The organism is Alteromonas gracilis, from assembly GCF_036870955.2.
GTDB classification, from domain to species: domain Bacteria; phylum Pseudomonadota; class Gammaproteobacteria; order Enterobacterales; family Alteromonadaceae; genus Alteromonas; species Alteromonas gracilis_A.
In genome coordinates this window covers 2,546,920-2,566,185 of sequence record NZ_CP145482.2, presented here as the reverse complement: position 1 = coordinate 2,566,185, position 19,266 = coordinate 2,546,920, and the positions used below count along the sequence as shown (strand labels likewise).

Sequence of the window (19,266 nt, the reverse complement as noted above, 5' to 3'; positions counted from 1 at the left end):
ATTACATCAACATCATGTTTACATTCTGTTTTCAATTTTTAAACGTGGTGCATACGTATTCAATAAAATGGGTGAGCGGTGTCTGGTGCCTAGTTGATCAAAAGTGGGTGGTCTAACATACCCATACTGTGACTGACCACAGGCAATGGGAAACGATGGTGAAAGACATTAACAACTGCGTACGCGTAAGAGGTACCAAAGTACACAATTTAAAAAGCCTCGACGTTGATATACCTCGCGATAAAATTGTCGCTTTTACAGGTATATCGGGTTCAGGGAAGTCTTCACTTGCTTTCGGAACGCTTTATGCCGAGGCGCAGCATCGGTATTTAGATTCAGTGTCACCCTATGCGCGCCGTCTTATTGATCAAATAGAACAGCCTGAGGTTGAATCTATCGAAGGTTTACCTCCTGCCGTTGGTCTACATCAACAGAGAGGTACGCCCTCTATTCGCTCTTCTGTTGGCAGCATTACAACACTCTTCAATAGCGTAAGAATGTTGTTTTCACGAGCAGGCGACTATCCTGAAGGGCAAGGTATCATCTATGCGGATGCTTTTTCACCCAATACCCCGCAAGGTGCTTGTGAGCATTGTGATGGCATTGGCAAGGTGTTTGATGTGGATGAAAGCACATTGGTTCCCGACAAATCCTTATCTATTCGTGAAGGCGCGATAGCGGCATGGCCTGGGGCGTGGCAAGGGAAAAACCTCGTTAGGGTATTGCTGTCTCTGGATATTGACGTTGATGTACCTTGGCATGAGATACCAAAAACCATCCGTGACTGGATTTTATATACGGATGAAGCGCCACAGGTGGGTGTTTACCGCAATTATAATTTGAAGCAAACTCAACAGGCATTAAGTGAGGGCGAACCAACAAGTTATAAGGGCACCTTTGTTAGCGCACGTCGCCATGTGTTAGACACGTTTAAGTCATCACAAAAAGAAAAAGCGAAACAAAAAATCACTCCTTTTTTATCTATTTCTACGTGTCCTGTCTGTGAAGGTAAGAAATTAAAAAAAGCATCTCTTTCAGTCAAAATTGCAGAGATGGATATTGTAACGTTTTCTCGCTTGTCTCTAGGAAAAGTTGACCAGTGCATGTCAGACTTACTTGACGCGGTAGCAAATGAGAATAGTGAAAAAGCTAAGGTCATAACGCGTATTGCCAGCGATATTCGTTCACGGTTAGCGCCTATCATAAATTTAGGTCTCGGCTATTTGTCACTAGAACGAAGCACAACCACTATATCTCCTGGTGAGTTACAGCGTCTGCGACTAGCAACGCAAATAAAATCGACGCTCTTTGGTGTCGTTTATGTGATGGACGAACCTTCAGCGGGACTTCATCCTAAAGATGTTGAATCATTACTTGAGGCACTCAAAGCACTAGTAAATTCAGGTAATTCAGTGTTTGTTGTTGAGCACAACCCGCGTGTCATTCAGTTTTCGGATTGGGTTGTAGATGTGGGCCCAAAAGCAGGCATTAACGGTGGCGAGCTAGTTTACAGTGGCCCTCCTAGTGAGCTTCAAAATCAGTCATCGTCACTAACTGCGAAGTTTATGCAACGCGGTCTTCACATAAAAAATAAAGAGGTTCGATGTCCCACTGGTTTTCTAAAGCTACGGAACGTGCATAAAAACAACCTAAAAGGTGTGGATTGTGATATTCCGCTTGGCGTTATGGTAACCGTTACTGGGGTATCTGGCTCTGGCAAGTCTAGCTTAGTGAGTCAAGCATTAGTAGGCTTAGTAAAGCGACATTTAAAACGTGATTTTAAACAGCCTAGAGAGGGTGATACAAAGTTGCTAACAGCTCAGAGGTTACTAGACAGCGAACCGATGGAAAGCGTCAAAGGCACAATAGAAAATGCAGGAAGTAATGTTGAACGACTGGTCGTCGTAAATCAATCACCTATAGGCCGAACTCCTCGTTCTAATTTGGCTACTTACACGGGGTTGTTTGACGCAGTAAGAAAATTGTTCGCAGCGACTGCTGATGCAAAAGCACGCCGCTTTGATGCAGGTCACTTTTCCTTCAACGTTGCTAAAGGTCGATGTCCTCATTGTGAGGGCGTTGGTTTTGTTTCAGTTGAATTACTCTTTATGCCAAGCGTATATTCCCCTTGCCCTGAATGCGGTGGGAAACGATACAAAGACAAAATATTAGAAGTAAAATACAAAGGGCTGAGCATTGCTGACGTCCTTTCAAAAAGTGTAAGTGACGCAAGGGATATTTTTGTAGGGGAAAGTGCTGTGATGCGAGCACTTGATGCCCTAGAAAGTGTCGGGTTGGGATATATAACATTGGGTCAACCAGCAACAGAATTATCCGGTGGCGAGGCACAGCGGATAAAATTAGCCACTGAGCTTAAAAGAGCAGAAAGCAGCAATACACTTTATGTGTTAGATGAGCCTACAACTGGACTGCATCTCTCAGATACTTCATTACTTTTAACGCACCTAAATAGATTGGTTGAAAAGGGAAATTCAGTCATCATGGTTGAGCACAATATGCATGTGGCGGCCAACAGTGATTACATCATTGATGTAGGGCCTAACGCAGGGGGACAAGGTGGTCAGATTGTTTGCTCAGGCACGCCAAACCAAGTGTTTAACAACGAAAAAAGTGCTACAGCGCCTTTTCTGCGCCAGGCTAAGCGTTGATTGTTAATTTACTTATTGTGCAGTGGCTTGTTCGCTTGGAAGAGAAGAATGAATAAGGCGAACTGTAGTAGCGTTATGTGACACTGAGGTGTGTGCCACACGCTTGGAAACAACCAAAGAAGACATTCTGTCGTTACGTGCTTTTTTGACTGTTTGCTTTGTTTGAAGCGTTTTGAAACCGGTATTTTGCTTAACTTCACTGGCGTTAGCAACTGACATTGCAGCACCTATCCCAAGACAGCATACCAATGCACAAGCAAGTGTTTTTGCGTTTTTCATGCTTTTACCTCGGCTAAAGACTGTATTAATAAAGTTAAGATGATTGAGGCGGTTGCACTCGCCTCGTTCATCGGTTTTGTTTGTTCACCTTAATTAAAACTTATTAAGAAAAAGAACAAAACATACGGTCTTATACATTGGTATGGAGGTTTATACTTAATGAGCTACCAGGCTGTTACTCCGCCATCTACAGCGATGGTTTGACCATTCATGTAGCTGTTTCCAGGGGATAGAAGCAGCATCATTGTATTGACGATTTCTTGTGGTTCACCCAGTCTCTTCATTGGGCTTCCTTGTCCTAATTGTTCTCTCGCCTCGGGCGTATTATAGCCATCCACATTTAAAATGTTGGTAGGGCTGTAGAATGGACAAATCGCATTCACGCGAACATTTTTTCTGCCATATTCCACAGCGGCTGTGCGAGTTATTCCCGAGACAGCATGTTTTGCAGCAGCGTAAGCGCCCCCTTAGGGGCTCCGCCTAACCCTGCAAGTGAACTGACGTTGAGAATATGACCTTGCTTTTGCGCCAGCATCACGGGTACTTGATACTTCATGCCGAACATAACGCCTTTTACGTTTACCGCAAATTGCGTATCCATTATTTCTTCTGTCATTTGGTGCACGGGAGCAGGGTTGTGGGCAATACCTGCATTATTTACCGCAATATCCAAGCGGCCGAAGGTATCTATTGCTAGTTCGACGAGCTTTTGATTGAGTGCTTCGCTAGCAATATTACCTGCAAGCGATACGACGTCAGTAAGGCTACTAACGTCATTTTTTGTTTCTTCTAGCGCTGATTCATTGATGTCAGTAATCACAAGCTTAGCCCCACGATTGGCAAGACCAAGTGAGAGTAGCCTTCCGAAGCCGCTTCCAGCTCCCGTTATTAAAACAACATTGCTTAGGTAAAATCTAAAAGTGCATCCATTTTTGGTTCCTATAAATTATGCGTATCTCTAATGAATTGTTTAAGTAATTCGGCGAGCTCTTCGCCTTTATCTTCTTGAATAAAATGGCCACCGCCTTTGATAGTGACATGCTCAATGCCTTGGCAGCCGGGGATGAGTTTTTGGAAAATACGGTCTCCCCCCGCAGTCACAGGGTCGCTATCTCCAAATGCAGTCATAAAGGGCGCGCCAAATTGCTTCAAACTTTCCCAAGCGTTTCTGTTTGCCTGCGCTTCAGGGTTGTCAGCGCTTGCTGGCACCAAGAGGGGGAAAATGCGAGCTCCTGCTTTGTACTCTTCGTCAGGAAAGGGCGCATCGTAGGCGTCTTGTGTCTGTTGCGATAACTCGGTAACGGTTGCGCCTTGTATGATGCTTGATGTTGGAAATACAGGAACGTCCTGGGAAAAGCGGCGCCATTTAATGAAAGCGTCACTTGGTGTTTGATCCCCCGTCGGGAGGCCCGTGTTCGATACCATAACGCCAGTAAAACGTTCGGGCATGTCTGCCACAAGTCGAAGGCCAAGCAGTCCCCCCAATCTTGACAGAACAAAGTAACAGGGCCCTTTACTACCTGATTGAACCATTCTTTTACCCAAATAACATGACGCGCATATGTATAGTCCTCTCGTCTTGTAGGCTTGTCAGAGCGTCCAAATCCAATAAGGTCGGGGACCAATACATTAAACCCCGCTTCAGCTAAAACCGGCATCATCTTTCGGTACAAATAGGCCCAAGTGGGCTCTCCATGCATAAGTAAAATAGTATGACCGTCCTTGGGTCCAGCTTGATAGTAAGCCATGGCAATCTCACTGCTCACCGTATCAGTAACTTGAACATATTGAGGTGAATAGGGGAAATCAACGATTTTGGTGAAAGCACTTTCAGGCGTTTTTAACACTTGCATAGCAAAATGTCCTTTGTAAGCAAAATGTAAATAAATATATGAGTGTATTAACAAAAACACTGGTTGGATTGACTGTCAAACATTCGTTAGCTGAGGGAGGGCGCAGTGTCCAAGGGAAAATGCGGTTTTGAAAGGCTTTGCGGTCAATATTAAATATTGTGATAAATGTCTATAACACCAATAAACTTGGATGATTGACAACACTGCAATAACATCCGGTTAACGTGATAAACAGGACATGGTTATGACACAGACGGAAAATCAAGCAGTGGCGTACAGCGTACAACAAGGCGTAGCAACGCTGATGATGCAAAGCGCGCCAGTTAATGCCTTATCTCGCGCACTGCGCATTGGCCTTATCGATGGCATTGAGCAAGCGTTAAATGATGATGGCGTCAACGCTATTGTGATTTCATCATCATTACCCATTTTTTCAGGCGGGGCAGATATCAGTGAATTCTCTGGCGGTGATCTTTCGCCCATGCTGCCCGAAGTGTTAGATAAAATTGAAAACGCGACAAAGCCCGTTGTAGCCGTTCTTCCTGGGCCTGCGTTTGGTGGCGGCCTAGAAGTAGCATTAGCGTGTCATCACCGCATTACGTTTGCTGAAAATAAAGTGGGTTTACCCGAAGTTAATTTAGGTATTTTGCCTGGGGCTGGCGGTACACAGCGTTTACCACGACTGGCTGATGCACAAACGGCGCTTACTATGATAGCAAGTGGCAAGCCTACGTCGGTACTAAAGCTGCCAAACGTTTTTGATAAGATTTCAGACAAACCAGAACACTTGCTTGACGACACCAAAGCATATTTAGCGTCGCTAACGCCAAGTAATGCCATTAAGCGTACCTGCGATATCACGTTGTCTATGACCGATGATGTTCAAGCGGTTTTTGACGCTGTCACAGCGCAAACGAAAAAAGCAGCACGAGGCTTTTTTGCACCGCTGAAATGTATTGAAGCGGTTCATGGTGCTTATACGCTAGATTTTGATGCTGGCCTTAAAAATGAGGGTAAGCTTTTCATGGAGTGCATGAACACTCCGCAAGCACGTGCTCAACAACATTTCTTCTTCGCCGAACGCGCCGCAGGTCACGTCAGTGACTTCGACAAGTCAACACCTGAACGTAGTATCGAGAAAGTAGCCATTATCGGTGCAGGCACCATGGGCGGTGGTATTGCCATGAATTTTGCCAACGCTGGTATTCCTGTCACTATGCTGGAACTAAAAGAAGAGGCGCTTGAGAAAGGCTTAGCGCTTATTCGCAAGAATTACGAAAACTCCGCAAAGAAAGGAAAACTGACTCAAGATCAGGTAGAAGCTCGTATGTCGCTGTTATCAGGGACTACGTCGTATGACGATCTTGCTGATGTGGACTTGGTCATTGAAGCTGTGTTTGAAAAGATGGAAGTGAAAAAGACAGTCTTCTCAACGCTTGACAAAGTATGTAAACCGGGCGCGATTTTAGCGTCGAATACATCAACGCTCGATATCGACGAGATTGCCACGGCGACATCACGCCCTGAAGATGTCATTGGTTTGCACTTTTTCTCACCTGCAAACGTCATGCGCTTGCTTGAAGTGGTTAAAGCAGACAAAACATCACCTGAAGTTATCAAGACATGCATGAAGATGGCGAAGCGAATTAAGAAAGTCGCAGTACTCGTTGGCGTATGCTTTGGCTTCGTCGGTAACCGTATGATTGAACCCTACGGCCGCGAGGCAAACAGATTACTACTTGAAGGTGCAACGCCAGAGCAGGTTGACAGAGTGCTCACCGAATTTGGTATGCCAATGGGGCCATTTACCATGGGTGATATGGCAGGCTTGGATATTGGTTACTATGTGCGCCAGTCTCGACAAGAGCACATCGCTCACGACCCTGCCTATGGCGCGGTAGCAGACCGCCTTGTCGAAAAAGGGCGCAATGGTCTTAAAACGGGGCGTGGTGCATACAACTACGAGCCGGGCAGCCGCGTTCCCGTACCTGATCCTGAAGTACTTGAAATTGCTAAGCAAGAAGCTGAGCGATTAGGGGTCGTTCAACGCGATGACATTAGCGACGAAGAAATTTTGGTGCGCGTAATGTACTCACTTATCAATGAAGGTGCAGCCATTCTTGAAGAAGGTATTGCTGCTAAATCAAGCGATATTGACGTGATTTATGTGTATGGCTACGGCTTCCCAGTGTACCGCGGCGGTCCAATGCAATATGCCGACGAAGTCGGCTTGGGCACCATTTTAGACAAGCTGACGACTTATCGTGATCAGCTTGGTGACTACGGCAAAATGTGGTTAGAGCCGAGTGAGTTATTGGTGAAACTGGCGCAAGATGGCGGCAGCTTTAAACACTATAAGAAATAAGCTAACGAAAAGGATAAACCCTATGCGTGATGCAGTTATTATAAGTACCGCTAGAACGCCAATTGGCCGCGCTTATAAAGGCGCACTAAATAATTTACCCGCTCCATCGTTAGGTGGTCATGCGATTGAGCACGCCGTAGCGCGTGTTAGGTGTTGACCCAGCAAGTATTGATGATGTCGTTATGGGCGCCGCACTAACGCAAGGTAGTGGCGGCATGAACATCGGTCGTCTTGCAGGACTTGCAGGTGGTTTGCCTGTGACGGTGGCTGGCATGACGTTAGATAGACAATGCAGCTCAGGTATGTACGCTATTGCCACCGCAGCCAATGCTATTAGAACCAGGTGACACCAACATTATGGTTGCTAGCGGTTTAGATTCAATCTCGCTTGTTCAAAACAAAAACATGAATATGTTTCGTGCGGTGGACCCAGCTTTGGTTGCGAAGCATAAAGATATTTATATGCCTATGCTTCAAACTGCTGAAGTAGTCGGCAAGCGCTACAACATTAGCCGTGATGTGCAAGATGAATATGGCTACCAAAGCCAGATGCGTACAGCAGCCGCGCAACAAGCAGGCAAGTTCGATGATGAAATTGTGCCTATTACTGCCGTGCAAGCTGTATTCAATAAGGAGACTGGCGAAACTAGCGAGCGCGAAGTAACGCTGTCAAAAGACGAGGGCAACCGCCCAGAAACTACCTTGGAAGGACTACAAGGGCTAAATCCAGTGATTGAAGGTGGTTGCATTACCGCGGGTAACGCAAGTCAACTCTCTGATGGCGCAAGCGCAACGGTAATAATGGACGAGCAATCAGCCGCGAAGGGCAGTGCGCAACCACTTGGTATTTATCGCGGTATTGCGGTTGCAGGTTGTGAGCCAGATGAAATGGGCATTGGTCCAGTATTCGCTATTCCTAAATTATTAAAACAACATGGATTGACCATGGACGATATAGGTCTGTGGGAACTCAATGAAGCGTTTGCGGTACAGGTGTTGTATTGCCGCGATAAGTTGGGCATTCCAGATGAATTATTAAACGTAAACGGCGGGGCTATTTCAATTGGTCACCCCTATGGCATGAGCGGTGCTCGTATGGTGGGTCATGCACTCATCGAAGGTAAACGACGCGGTGCGAAATATGTAGTTTGCACCATGTGTATCGGTGGCGGTATGGGCGCTGCTGGTCTATTTGAAGTTATATAGTAGGTATTAGTATGGAAGGTTATAAAGCACCTCAACGTGACGCTATGTTCGTTACGCATGAGTTACTAGATTATCAAAGTCATTATCAAAAACTGGGTTTCGATGAAGCTTCTGAAGACTTGGTGACAGCAATTTTCGCCGAAGCCGCTAAGTTCTCTGAAAATACACTTGCGCCGATTAACGCCTCTGGCGATGAAGAAGGCTGTAAGTGGGTTGATGGTGAAGTTACTACGCCTAAAGGCTTCAAAGAAGCTTACCAGACGTACGTGGAAGGCGGTTGGCCTAGCATGTCTCATCCTGAAGATTTCGGTGGTCAAGCTCTCCCTTACTCGCTATCGTCAATTATTGCTGAATGGTTCTCGGGTGCTAATCACTCGTGGGCAATGTACCCGGGCTTAAGTCAAGGTTGTATGGAAACTCTGAAAGCACACGGTACTGAAGAGCAGCAGAACAAGTTCTTACCAAAGCTAATTAGCGGCGAGTGGACAGGTACAATGTGCTTAACTGAATCGCATTGTGGTTCAGACCTAGGCATGTTGAAATGCCGTGCAGAGCCTCAGGAAGATGGCAGCTACAGCCTAACCGAGTACAAAAATTTTCATCTCTGCTTAGGTGAACACGATATGTCAGATAACATTGTTCACATTGTGCTTGCACGTTTACCTGATGCACCAGAAGGCACAAAGGGCATTTCACTGTTTGTTGTACCTAAATTTAACGTAGGTGCAGACGGCGAGAAGCAAGACAGAAATGCAGTAGCCTGTGGCAGCATTGAACACAAGATGGGTATCAAAGCGAGCGCGACCTGCGTCATCAACTTTGACGGTGCAAAGGGATTCTTAATTGGTCCTCCAAACCGTGGCCTTAACTGCATGTTTACGTTTATGAACACTGCGCGTATTGGTACAGGCCTTGAAGGTTTGGCTGCGTCAGAAGCATCTTTCCAAGGTGCGCTGCGCTATGCGAAAGATCGCATTCAGTTTCGCTCACTAACAGGGCGTAAAAACCCTGATGGTCCAGCTGACCCTATCATCGTACATCCTGACGTGCGCCGTATGCTACTTACACAAAAAGCGTTTGCAGAAGGTAATCGTGCGTTAGCCGCTTACTGCATGCAGCTTGTTGATGTGACGCTTTATGGTGACGATGCGGCAGAAAAACAAATGGCAGATGCTAAGCTTGCATTCCTAACACCTATTGTTAAAGCTTTCCTTACTGAGACTGCGCAAGAGTCAACCAGCTATGGTATGCAGGTTTATGGTGGTCACGGCTTTATCAAAGAGTGGGGCATGGAACAGCTGGCTCGCGACACCCGTATTTGTACAATGTATGAGGGCACAACAGGTATCCAAGCTGTTGATTTGCTTGGCCGTAAGGTAATGGGTTCTAACGGTGAATTACTTAACGTGTTTGTACAAGAAGTGCGTGATTATTGTAATTCACTTCGCGACAACGCGCAGTTTAGCGCTTGGACGAATGCATTGAGTTCTCACCTTGATGAGTGGCAACAGATAACAATGGATATCGGTAAGGCCGCCGCGTCTAATCCAGATGAAATTGGTGCAGCGTCTGTTGATTATCTGATGTACTCTGGCTATGTGACAGTGGCATACTTCTGGCTGAAAATGGCAGTTAAAGCGCAAGAGCAGCTAGATGCGGGTAGCACAGAAACTGAGTTCTATCAGAGCAAAATCTTGACGACAGGTTTCTATTTCGACCGCTTGTTAACTCGCACTCGCTCACTTGTGTCTGCAATGCAATCAGGTGCTGACAACCTTATGTCAATGCCAGAAAGCATGTTTGCAATTGAGTAATTGCTAATTACATAAATAACGCACTTGTGTAAATAAGCGCGTGAATAAGCCGGGCTGCTGACGATGTTTTGTCTTAAGCGCTCGGCTTTTTTATATCTTTAATTTACTTGTTTCGGTAACACGGAAATGTACAGAAACACGTGTATGGGAAAGCAGCATATGGAAAAGCGAAAATTATACGATCATTTCATAGAAGTGCAGGGTCATAGTATTCATTATCTCAGTAATACCTATGAGAGTACTGTCGATACAGAGAGTAAGCGCCCTTTGTTGGTTTTCTTGCACGGCTTTCCAGAAAACGCACATGCTTGGGAGGGGCTTATTACCCATCTTCCTGAGCGTTTCGATATTGTTGCACCAGATTTACCGGGTTACTACAAATCTGAACCTCTTTCCTACATTGAAGACTATAGCGTTCCCATGCTGCTAGCGCGCATTGCTGCTTTTGTTGAATTAGTTGGGCGTAAAAGACAAGTTGTGCTTGTAGGTCATGACTGGGGCGGCGCCATTGCCTGGCCTTTGGCCGCTTTTCATTCGAAATTGTTTTCCAAACTTATCATTATGAATGCCGCGCATCCTTCTACATTTACATCACTTTTAAAGACCAGTAGAACGCAGCGACAAAAGAGCCAGTATATACATCAACTTATTGCTGACGATGCTCATGAAGCGCTAGTTCAGTCAGATTTTTCGTTGTTAAGAAACATGCTAGGCGATACCTTGTTTTCATGCGACAAACGCTATGCTGATACACTGTTGTCTGGCTGGAAAAACAGCGACACGCTAAAAGCGATGCTGAATTACTATAAAAATATGCCGCAAGCTATTCCTTTAACCGATGCAGAAGACAATGAACTTGCTGCTTTACGTGTTCCGAGCATTAGAATTGCGATACCGACGCTGGTGTTATGGGGCAAAAACGACGATGCGTTCGATGTAAGCATACTTGATGGTTTACCCAACTATGTGGAAAAACTTACTGTCTATCAACATGAAAACGCAACGCATTGGATCCATCGCGAGCAAGCACAGTGGGCCGCAGACCATATTGATAACTTTGTTGTTTAGCGATATGTAGAAAGAAGGTTTGGTAAGGGTAGAAAAGGGAGAGGCCTCCGAAGAGGCCTCAGAGCGGCATCCTGCCGCTACCATGTTGAACTGGTGTATCACATGGCGTGACAATACATGTACTGTTTCTTAGATTCGGCCGTTAAGTTCTGCCGTAATCGGTGAGCCTTGAAGGCCTTGCTCGTCAATCCAAGCAGATAGTGTTTTGCCATCTGCTTCAGGTGCTTGTAAATCTTTACTTGGCATCTTCTTAACCAAAAGTGTACCAACTTCTACTGCGTTGCTTGTAAGAGCTGTGCGGATCAAGCTTTGACCGTTGCACGAAATACCAGAGTAGTAATCGCGTAGCTTCATTTTAAAGTCAGACTGTACGCTACGCATTTTTTTACGAAGCTCACCTTTGTCATCTGCTTGAACGATAGTGCAGATATTCGCTAGTGCTTCGTTAATGTCATTGGCTTGCGCCGCGTTAGAGAAAGCTAAAGATGATGCTGCAATTACTAGAGAAGTTTTAACGATTTTCAACATGGTTAAATTCCTTCGGTTGTTAAGAGGTTGTGTTTGTTCGTTGAGATGCATTAAACCCCATCTGCACAATAAGAAAAACATGCACTGAAATAACGACGTATGTGAATGGATACCTTATTTGTTTTGTTTGGCGGGTAATCACTTATCGGAGCCGCTGAAATAGCTTGTCACGTGCCTTTGGTAATATCTGGTATATGCAATTTGATGCAATGCCAGTCAACCACTAAAGCAAAGACAATGCGAGATGAATAGTAAGAGGAGATGCTGGTTGGCTTGATTAGTGAAGCGCACGCGATAGTGTTTGCGTTGACTCAGTGTAAAAGAAAAAGGCCCCTAAAAAGGGGCCTTTAGTGCAGTTTTCACTGCCACCATGTTGAATCTTCTCACATGGTAATGTGAATTCTTATTAAATACGTTCGTTTAGTTCTGCTGTGATTGGAGAAGACTGAAGGCCTTGCTCAGCAATCCAAGCTGATAATGTTTTGCCGTCTGCTTCTGGTGCTTGCAAATCTTTGCTTGGCATTTTCTTTACAAGAAGTGTTCCCACTTCTACCGCATCATTTTTAAGGGCTGTGCGTATCAAGCTTTCGCCGCCGCAAGTAATGCCAGAATAGTAATCGCGAAGTTTCAATTTAAAATCCGACTGAACACTACGCATTTTCTTGCGAAGTTCACCTTTGTCGTCTGCTTGCACGATTGTACAAATATTAGCTAGTGCTTCATTAATGTCGTTAGCCTGAGCTGCGTTAGAGAAAGCTAAAGTAGAAGCTGCGATTACTAGAGAAGTTTTAACAATTTTCAACATGGTTAAATTTCCTTCGGTTAATTTGTTTGCCTGTTCGAATTCTATTAAAGGACACTATGCCCGGTTAAAAAACATGCAGTGAGATAACAGGGTATTGCTTTCAATACCATTAATTACTGTATATAGTTATTTTGATAGCTTAATATATTGAATTTATGTGTTTTTTTGGGATTTTTCAGAACTGTTCTAGTGATCGTTTTGCGCGCAATAAATAAAGGAAAAACACACTTTTTTCTATTTATTAGCGCTAGGCGAACCATTCATGGTCTTAAAAATTTGGCATTTTTGAGCATTATGAACGTAAATAGTAAATACCTATAAGACGTGTAGCTTTAATTTGCCAACCGGGAGGAAGTGAATGCTCGATCCATTTACTGAGTTAAGTATCACCTTGGCAAATCCCGAGGTTACGCTTCCTGACTTTTTCAAAGCAGTTTGTGTCGCTGTGGTCAAAATCATCCCCAATGCCGACCGTGTCAGCTTGTGGAAATTTAGCCAAGATAAATCTGATATCACCTGTTTAGCATTGCGGGTTAATCAGGAATTTTCTTTACCTACAAGCGTTGTATATTCGTCAAAGCGTTATCCTGAATATTTCAAGGCCATACTCGAGCGGCACTCTATATTAGCCATTGATGCAAGAAACCACCCTGATACTTCGTGCTTTGCTGATAGCTATTTTGAAAGTGAGTCAGTGTTTTCTTTGATGGACTATGTGTTCGAGAATACATTTTCGCCGTTTGGCATTATTTGTTGTGAGTCAGTAGGGCAATATGCCAAATGGGGGGAAACTGAAGTAGAAGAGCTAAAGCGTATAGCCCGGATCGTGTCTATATTCTCGAATATTCGACATTTATGTGACTGAAAAAGAAAAAGCGACCCTGTGGGTCGCTTTTTACTGTGCAGATTGCTCTGCTACCATGTTGAAGAGGTTCACATGGCTATGTGAATCTGTCCTAGATTCTGTCGTTCAGCTCTGCCGAAATTGGTGAAGATTGCAGGCCTTGCTCGGCAATCCACGCTTGTAACGTTTTTCCGTCTGCTTCAGGTGCCTGTAAGTCTTTGCTTGGCATCTTCTTAACAAGCAGCGTACCAACTTCTACTGCGTCGTTTTTAAGTGCCGTGCGAATCAAGCTTTGACCGCCGCAAGTAATGCCAGAATAGTAGTCGCGAAGTTTTAGTTTAAAGTCCGACTGAACACTACGCATTTTTTTGCGAAGCTCACCTTTGTCGTCAGCTTGAACGATGGTGCAGATGTTAGCAAGTGCTTCGTTAATGTCGTTAGCCTGAGCTGCGTTAGAGAAAGCTAAAGATGAAGCGGCGATTACTAGAGAAGTTTTAACGATTTTCAACATGGTTAAAGTTCCTTCGGTTATTAATTGTTTGTCTGTTCGGGATTAATTAAAAAACAACCAAAGCGTTTAAAAAACATGCAGGCAAATAACAGCGTATTGTTTTAAATACGTTATGCATTAAGGCTTCTTTCAAAAAAGAAGCCTTAAACATAGGCAGAATAAGGGCTGTAGAGAGTTTTGCTTTACCTTTTCATGCGCAAAAGGTGAGCAGTGAATGCGTAAAATTTGTGCTTGTTTTTCGACTTTAACACTGGCTATTTTACCTTGTTTCCTCTTTTGGACGCCCAGTTTGACTTCAATTTACTGACAAACAATTTGTCTTTGCCCGTATATGGCGTCACAAAAAGTATGAAGTCCGTTTCATCGTCTCTTACGATCGTAATCAATGTATTGTCTAGGTCGTCTTCTGCATACTCGACTTGAATATCTTTAATTGTTTCATAGTCTGCATATTCCCAAACCAAGCCCGACTCATCGTCAATCCAATATGAGAACACTTTGGTTTCGGTAAAACCATTTCCATCTAATTGATTAGAAAAAATAGCGTCGCTGTAGAAATATTGAATGCGCTCGTTACCAGATAGGATTTTTTCACGGTACATAAATGCGATATCGCCAGACCATAAATCGCTCCCTTCAACGATGTCGCCGGGCGGTGCAAGATGCAAAGACTTAGCACACTCAAGAAGTAGCAAAGGTAAAAATATCAGACTGATAAAAATATGCCTAAAACCGATGCGCGCTCCATTTTTAAAATCTTGACTAGCCGATGCATGCCACTTGTTTACTTGCAAAACAAATGGCACAAGCGGCAGTGGCAGAAGAAGCGTAATCAATAAGCTGATAGCTGTATGTTCTACAACATTGACGGTAATGATCAGTGCTAAATAAGTAAGCGCCAATATCACCGCTATTGCGTTATTAAAAAGCAATGCGCCTCTCTGTGTTTCTTCACTTCTGGATGTTGTCGCACCGTTATTTGCCGCAAAAAGGGCGAGCTTTTGATACAGAGCGTACAGCCAGAATGGAGAAAATATACCTCGAGCAATAGGCCAAGTACCTTTTCGATCTTGCTTTTCAATGAGGTAAAAATTCCTATACACCCAGTAACTGGCATATAAACCATACGTGATTGTTGACAGTATGATGAATTTTGATAGCGGGGTAGGCTGAAACCTGAGGTCTTCACTATCTTTTCTGTTTGTAGCAGCAAAACGCCAATCAATTACCATAAGGGCAAAAAACACGATACTGGCTATTACGTACCATCCGATATATTCATATTCATCAATCACATCTACGTCAGTTGAACCAGGCGTTGATTCATCCGGCGTATCCGTGTGATTGTTTTTGTACCAAATAATGCTGTAGCTAGACATGTCTCTAGCGCGTTTAATGGCATCTAGATACGCGTTTATTTCATCAGCAGGTACATGGTCTTGCTTTGACGTATATTGGTATTGAAGTGTAAGCAGTTTATCTTCAAATTTTGCGTCAAAACTAAACCGAAAATATGGGTTGTCTTCAGTAAATGATTCATCATCAAATGCCCAACTATCATCTGCAAATTGCAGCTTAACGGCGTTAGATACCTGCCTTGGGTGAGGCCGTTCAAAGGGCGAGTCTCGTTTCACAACCTCGGGCTTTACGAGTTGATTTCTGATATCAGAGGCATAGAAATACATTTCGTAGCCTTGTTCTGTTTGTGTAAAAGCATTCTCTAGCAAATAACTCTCTTCCATTGTCGCCCACCCAGTATTCTTATTAGTCGAAAATGTAAGAGGGGCGATGGATACGGCATCTGGATAGCTTCGCTGATAGTACTCCAGATACCGTTTAGACATACCTGCAACGCCTTTTTGTTCAACGCTCGCAAGCATGTATTGTGCTTGTCGACCTAAATAGTTCGACGTCACCTTAAGTTCGGCGGCTTCTTCAATGTTCGCTGGAATTGTATAAGCCTCGATAACATCAACGTTAGAGATACTGCTTGTATTCATGTCGGTTAATGTTTGGGTTTCTTCGCTAACAACTAAGGCATAACCGTAATCGGGCTGATAAAGGCTCTCTAAAGGTCCAATTTGATCTGTCATCGTAGGGTCGAGCCAGTAGGACTTTTGATTGATAATTGCATTAACAATAACGTGGTCAAAGCGCGAGACGGAAGGGGGCAAACTATTTAGTGATTTTCCAATGTTTGTGTGAACAAGCGCAGGAAACCCAGTAATGCCAAGTTCTTCCATGATCGCAAGAAGCAGTACGCTCTTATCTTTGCAATCGCCGTATTTAAGTTGAAGGGTTTCACTTGCTGGTGTTGGCACATGGGAATTATTACCTAGCTCAATGCCGATGTAGCGAATATTGTGCTGAACATAATCAAGTGCCAATGCGAGCTGACTAGACTGTGTAGTTGCCTGACTTTTTATACGGTTAGCTATCGCCTTTATAGAATCGTCGCTACCTAATTCACTGTAAAGTGACAACGCCCAGTCATTAACCTCTTCCCATCGAGCAATTTCAGAGTAAAAAATTTCGTGTCGTGGCAAGTACCATTCAGGCGTCTGAGTGGCATATCTAAATGGAGCTGCCTGTGCTATGCGAACGTTATATTCAGTAAAGTCATCCTTTTCTTCAATGAGTACGTCCGTACTTCCGTTTATTTGATTGGCGTAAAGAGGGACAGATTTTCCCCATAATACTCGGTGGTATTGATCTTCAACGGGAACACCCCACAAAAGCGTTCTGCTAGTAGAGAATAAACCGTTATAAACGGGATTGCTTCCAACAATGGTGTAGCTGTAATCTATAGTATCGCCTACCAATACATCACCTAAGATTGCATTATAGGTCACGGTGCCATCGTAGATCCTGCGTTCGTGGTCTTGTTCGCTGTTAAATATGGATATATCCGCACTCTCTAGTCTACTAGCACGATTTCCATTTCGAACAACGCTGATGTCGTGAACAATCAGTGTCTCGTAAGTAGGGTCGAAGTGGATTTCAATGAGAGAGCTATCATCTAGGCCTTTAGCATTAACAACCGTTTGTGCAATTCTAGAGAAGTAATGCTGTTGCCCATTGGGTTCTACCTTAATTTGGTCATCAACAAGGCGGTAATAAACACCATTGGAAATAAGGTCAACAGGGACACTTGTGCTAACGTCAACATTGTGAACTTTTGGCCAGTCCGGTGTGGGAGCAGTGTGAAATTGCGCAGCGAAGGTGAAAAAAGGAGCAATGGTAATAAAGCAAAGCGCCATCCAAATCATGGCTAAAACTGATTTCATAAAATCCATTTCATACAGTAAACATCAAGCACGCACTATAACGAAATTCGATGATGGTTTTTAGTGCTGCATGCTATAGTCATGCAAATTATTTTAAAACAAATAAGAAAAAAGCGACCCGCAGGTCGCTTCTTAAAGTGCAGATTTCTCTGCAACCATGTTGAATTGGTTCACATGGCGTGAATTCTTTTACAGACGGTCGTTGATTACTGCTGCAATAGGACTGTCCTGAAGACCGTTTTCTGCTACCCATGCTTGAAGGGTTTTACCATCTGCCTCTGGCGCTGCAAGGTCGCTTTTCGGCATTTTCTTAACAAGCAGTGATCCCGCCTCAACCGCATTGTTCAATAGCGCTGTGCGGATTAAGCTATTCCCGCCACAACTTACGCCCGAATAGTAATCGCGCAGCTTAAGGCGGTAATCCGACTCTACCGCACGCATTTTCTTACGCAGCTCGCCTTTATCGTCCGCTTGAACGATAGTACAAATGTTTGCTAATGCTTCGTTTACGTCTGCTTGTGCCATGCCTGACACACCCAATGTAGCTGCAATAACAAGAGAAGTTTTAACGATTTTCAACATGGTTAAATTCCTTCGTAATGTGGTTAACGTTTGTTTGCTCGACGCCGCAAATTAAAGCCGAAATTTATGTTTTAAAAAACATAACGTTAAATAACGAGGTATAGAGATTTATACGTGATTTTTGTAACTGATTGATAATTATTGCTTATTTCTTGTTTTGGAATGCTGTGATTTAGAAGATGGCCGCGTTATGCAGGCCCCAAAAAATAAAAAGCGGCCCGAAAGCCGCTTCTTACCTTGCAGAGCGAACCCCGCAACCATGTTGAACTTACTTCACATGGCGTGAAACCAGTTACATGCGCGCCGTTATTACAGCGGCGATAGGGCTGTCTTGAAGGCCGTTTTCCATTACCCAAGCTTGAAGGGTTTTGCCGTCAGCCTCTGGTGCTTCCAGATCACTTTTTGGCATTTTTTTCACAAGTAGTTCGCCTGTTTCTACAGCATTACTCAACATCGCCGTGCGGATAAGACTGTTTCCACCGCAGCTAATACCAGAGTAATAGTCGCCAAGCTTCAAACGATAGTCAGACTCTACAGCACGCATTTTCTTGCGAAGTTCGCCTTTGTCGTCTGCCTGCACGATAGTACAGATATTAGCGAGTGCTTCGCTCACGTCAGCATGAGCAAAAGCTGTGAATGATAAAGCGCCTGCAGCAGCAATAGTTTTAACGATTTTCAACATGGTAATTTCCTTAATCAACAAAAGGGTGTTTCTTTGCTTGATAAGAATTAAACGCCAGAAATCGATGGTGGGAAATCTCAATAAATATACATAGGTATATTTATGACATAGTGTCTTTGGTTTTGAAATTAAATATCAATAGGTTAGTTGCTGTTTGACATATTACTTTTGTAGAAAAGCAAATCAATTCGCAATTGATAATGCCACATTTATCATCATTTGAACTTTTGTACTGACAAGTAATGTTATATTATAACAGTTGTGTTTTGCGGATAGGTTAGATAAATGGCAACTACTTGTAAGGATGACTCGCTCAGTGTTTCAAGAAAGTGCAACACGACAGGGCTTGTGCTCACAAAGATTCGCCAACGCATATTATCAATTCTCGTTGATTCAAGTGTTCCGCTCTCTGCATACGACATAGTTTCAGTTTACAAAGAGGTTTATGCGGAAAACATTCAGGCTATGACTGTTTATAGGGTGCTAGATTATCTCTCGAATGCAGATCTAACTCATCGTCTTAACTACAACAACAAGTACGTGAGTTGTTCACATTTATCCTGCTGCGACGAGCATGGTATGTCTCAATTTTTCATCTGTACAAAGTGTAATAAGGTGCATGAATCACCGCTAGATGATGCCATTATTGCACTAATACAACGCCATGCCAGCGACATTGGTCATGAAGTCGTAACCCCACATTTAGAGGTTGAGGGAATTTGCGAATCTTGCCGTTAACGCCTTCTTTGTGATGTTCGCCTCCGGTGCCATGA

15 protein-coding genes and 2 pseudogenes are annotated in these 19,266 nt (G+C 43.9%); 7 read left to right on the top strand and 10 right to left on the bottom strand.

What is annotated here, in order from left to right:
- Nucleotides 1–155 precede the first annotated feature (155 nt).
- Nucleotides 156–2,669: an excinuclease ABC subunit UvrA gene (locus tag V6N89_RS12370; RefSeq protein ID WP_338517785.1), complete on the top strand. Its 2,514-nt coding sequence runs from the start codon at nucleotides 156–158 to the stop codon at nucleotides 2,667–2,669.
- A 12-nt stretch (nucleotides 2,670–2,681) separates the two neighbouring features.
- Here V6N89_RS12370 and V6N89_RS12365 read toward each other — a convergent pair whose 3' ends face one another.
- The 4 genes and pseudogenes from V6N89_RS12365 to V6N89_RS21770 form a co-directional block, all read right to left on the bottom strand.
- Nucleotides 2,682–2,948 (bottom strand): hypothetical protein, encoded by a 267-nt coding sequence (locus tag V6N89_RS12365; RefSeq protein WP_338517784.1) that lies wholly within the window; start codon nucleotides 2,946–2,948, stop codon nucleotides 2,682–2,684.
- Nucleotides 2,949–3,112: 164 nt separating this feature from the next.
- Nucleotides 3,113–3,878 (bottom strand): annotated as a pseudogene (locus tag V6N89_RS12360) (SDR family NAD(P)-dependent oxidoreductase).
- A gap of 9 nt (nucleotides 3,879–3,887) precedes the next feature.
- Nucleotides 3,888–4,076 (bottom strand): hypothetical protein, encoded by a 189-nt coding sequence (locus V6N89_RS21775; protein WP_431189729.1) that lies wholly within the window; start codon nucleotides 4,074–4,076, stop codon nucleotides 3,888–3,890.
- Between the two features lie 20 nt (nucleotides 4,077–4,096).
- Nucleotides 4,097–4,606 (bottom strand): alpha/beta fold hydrolase, encoded by a 510-nt coding sequence (locus V6N89_RS21770; RefSeq protein WP_431189801.1) that lies wholly within the window; start codon nucleotides 4,604–4,606, stop codon nucleotides 4,097–4,099.
- A gap of 439 nt (nucleotides 4,607–5,045) precedes the next feature.
- Here V6N89_RS21770 and V6N89_RS12350 point away from each other — a divergent pair, with 439 nt between their 5' ends.
- From V6N89_RS12350 to V6N89_RS12335, 4 genes and pseudogenes are all read left to right on the top strand, one after another.
- Complete coding sequence (locus V6N89_RS12350; protein ID WP_338517783.1) at nucleotides 5,046–7,166, top strand: 3-hydroxyacyl-CoA dehydrogenase NAD-binding domain-containing protein; 2,121 nt, start codon at nucleotides 5,046–5,048, stop codon at nucleotides 7,164–7,166.
- A gap of 22 nt (nucleotides 7,167–7,188) precedes the next feature.
- Nucleotides 7,189–8,372: pseudogene (locus V6N89_RS12345) on the top strand (acetyl-CoA C-acyltransferase).
- Between the two features lie 11 nt (nucleotides 8,373–8,383).
- The gene (locus V6N89_RS12340) at nucleotides 8,384–10,186 is read left to right on the top strand and encodes an acyl-CoA dehydrogenase C-terminal domain-containing protein (protein ID WP_338517782.1); all 1,803 of its coding nucleotides are present in this window, start codon (nucleotides 8,384–8,386) and stop codon (nucleotides 10,184–10,186) included.
- Nucleotides 10,187–10,345: 159 nt separating this feature from the next.
- The gene (locus tag V6N89_RS12335; RefSeq protein ID WP_338517781.1) at nucleotides 10,346–11,254 is read left to right on the top strand and encodes an alpha/beta fold hydrolase; all 909 of its coding nucleotides are present in this window, start codon (nucleotides 10,346–10,348) and stop codon (nucleotides 11,252–11,254) included.
- Between the two features lie 129 nt (nucleotides 11,255–11,383).
- Here the strand turns inward: V6N89_RS12335 and V6N89_RS12330 are convergent, their stop codons facing one another.
- Both V6N89_RS12330 and V6N89_RS12325 read right to left on the bottom strand, forming a co-directional pair.
- On the bottom strand, nucleotides 11,384–11,782 hold the full coding sequence (locus V6N89_RS12330) for a DUF3718 domain-containing protein (protein ID WP_338517779.1): 399 nt from the start codon (nucleotides 11,780–11,782) through the stop codon (nucleotides 11,384–11,386).
- A gap of 406 nt (nucleotides 11,783–12,188) precedes the next feature.
- Nucleotides 12,189–12,587 (bottom strand): DUF3718 domain-containing protein, encoded by a 399-nt coding sequence (locus V6N89_RS12325; protein ID WP_338517778.1) that lies wholly within the window; start codon nucleotides 12,585–12,587, stop codon nucleotides 12,189–12,191.
- Nucleotides 12,588–12,945: 358 nt separating this feature from the next.
- On the opposite strand from V6N89_RS12325, the gene V6N89_RS12320 reads away from it, so the two are divergent.
- Nucleotides 12,946–13,452: a GAF domain-containing protein gene (locus V6N89_RS12320; protein WP_338517777.1), complete on the top strand. Its 507-nt coding sequence runs from the start codon at nucleotides 12,946–12,948 to the stop codon at nucleotides 13,450–13,452.
- A 91-nt stretch (nucleotides 13,453–13,543) separates the two neighbouring features.
- Here V6N89_RS12320 and V6N89_RS12315 read toward each other — a convergent pair whose 3' ends face one another.
- The 4 genes from V6N89_RS12315 to V6N89_RS12300 all read right to left on the bottom strand — a co-directional run bounded on the left by V6N89_RS12315 (nucleotide 13,544) and on the right by V6N89_RS12300 (nucleotide 18,493).
- Nucleotides 13,544–13,942, bottom strand: coding sequence for a DUF3718 domain-containing protein (locus V6N89_RS12315; RefSeq protein ID WP_338517776.1), 399 nt, complete (start codon nucleotides 13,940–13,942; stop codon nucleotides 13,544–13,546).
- Nucleotides 13,943–14,196: 254 nt separating this feature from the next.
- Entirely contained in the window at nucleotides 14,197–17,229 is a 3,033-nt protein-coding gene (locus V6N89_RS12310) for a DUF3857 domain-containing transglutaminase family protein (RefSeq protein WP_338517775.1), read from the bottom strand.
- A 189-nt stretch (nucleotides 17,230–17,418) separates the two neighbouring features.
- Complete coding sequence (locus V6N89_RS12305) at nucleotides 17,419–17,811, bottom strand: DUF3718 domain-containing protein (RefSeq protein ID WP_338517774.1); 393 nt, start codon at nucleotides 17,809–17,811, stop codon at nucleotides 17,419–17,421.
- A gap of 292 nt (nucleotides 17,812–18,103) precedes the next feature.
- Nucleotides 18,104–18,493 carry a DUF3718 domain-containing protein gene (locus tag V6N89_RS12300; protein WP_338517773.1) on the bottom strand — a complete coding sequence of 130 codons (390 nt, stop codon included), beginning with the start codon at nucleotides 18,491–18,493 and terminating at the stop codon, nucleotides 18,104–18,106.
- A 285-nt stretch (nucleotides 18,494–18,778) separates the two neighbouring features.
- On the opposite strand from V6N89_RS12300, the gene V6N89_RS12295 reads away from it, so the two are divergent.
- Nucleotides 18,779–19,231: a Fur family transcriptional regulator gene (locus V6N89_RS12295; protein ID WP_338517772.1), complete on the top strand. Its 453-nt coding sequence runs from the start codon at nucleotides 18,779–18,781 to the stop codon at nucleotides 19,229–19,231.
- Nucleotides 19,232–19,266 lie beyond the last annotated feature (35 nt).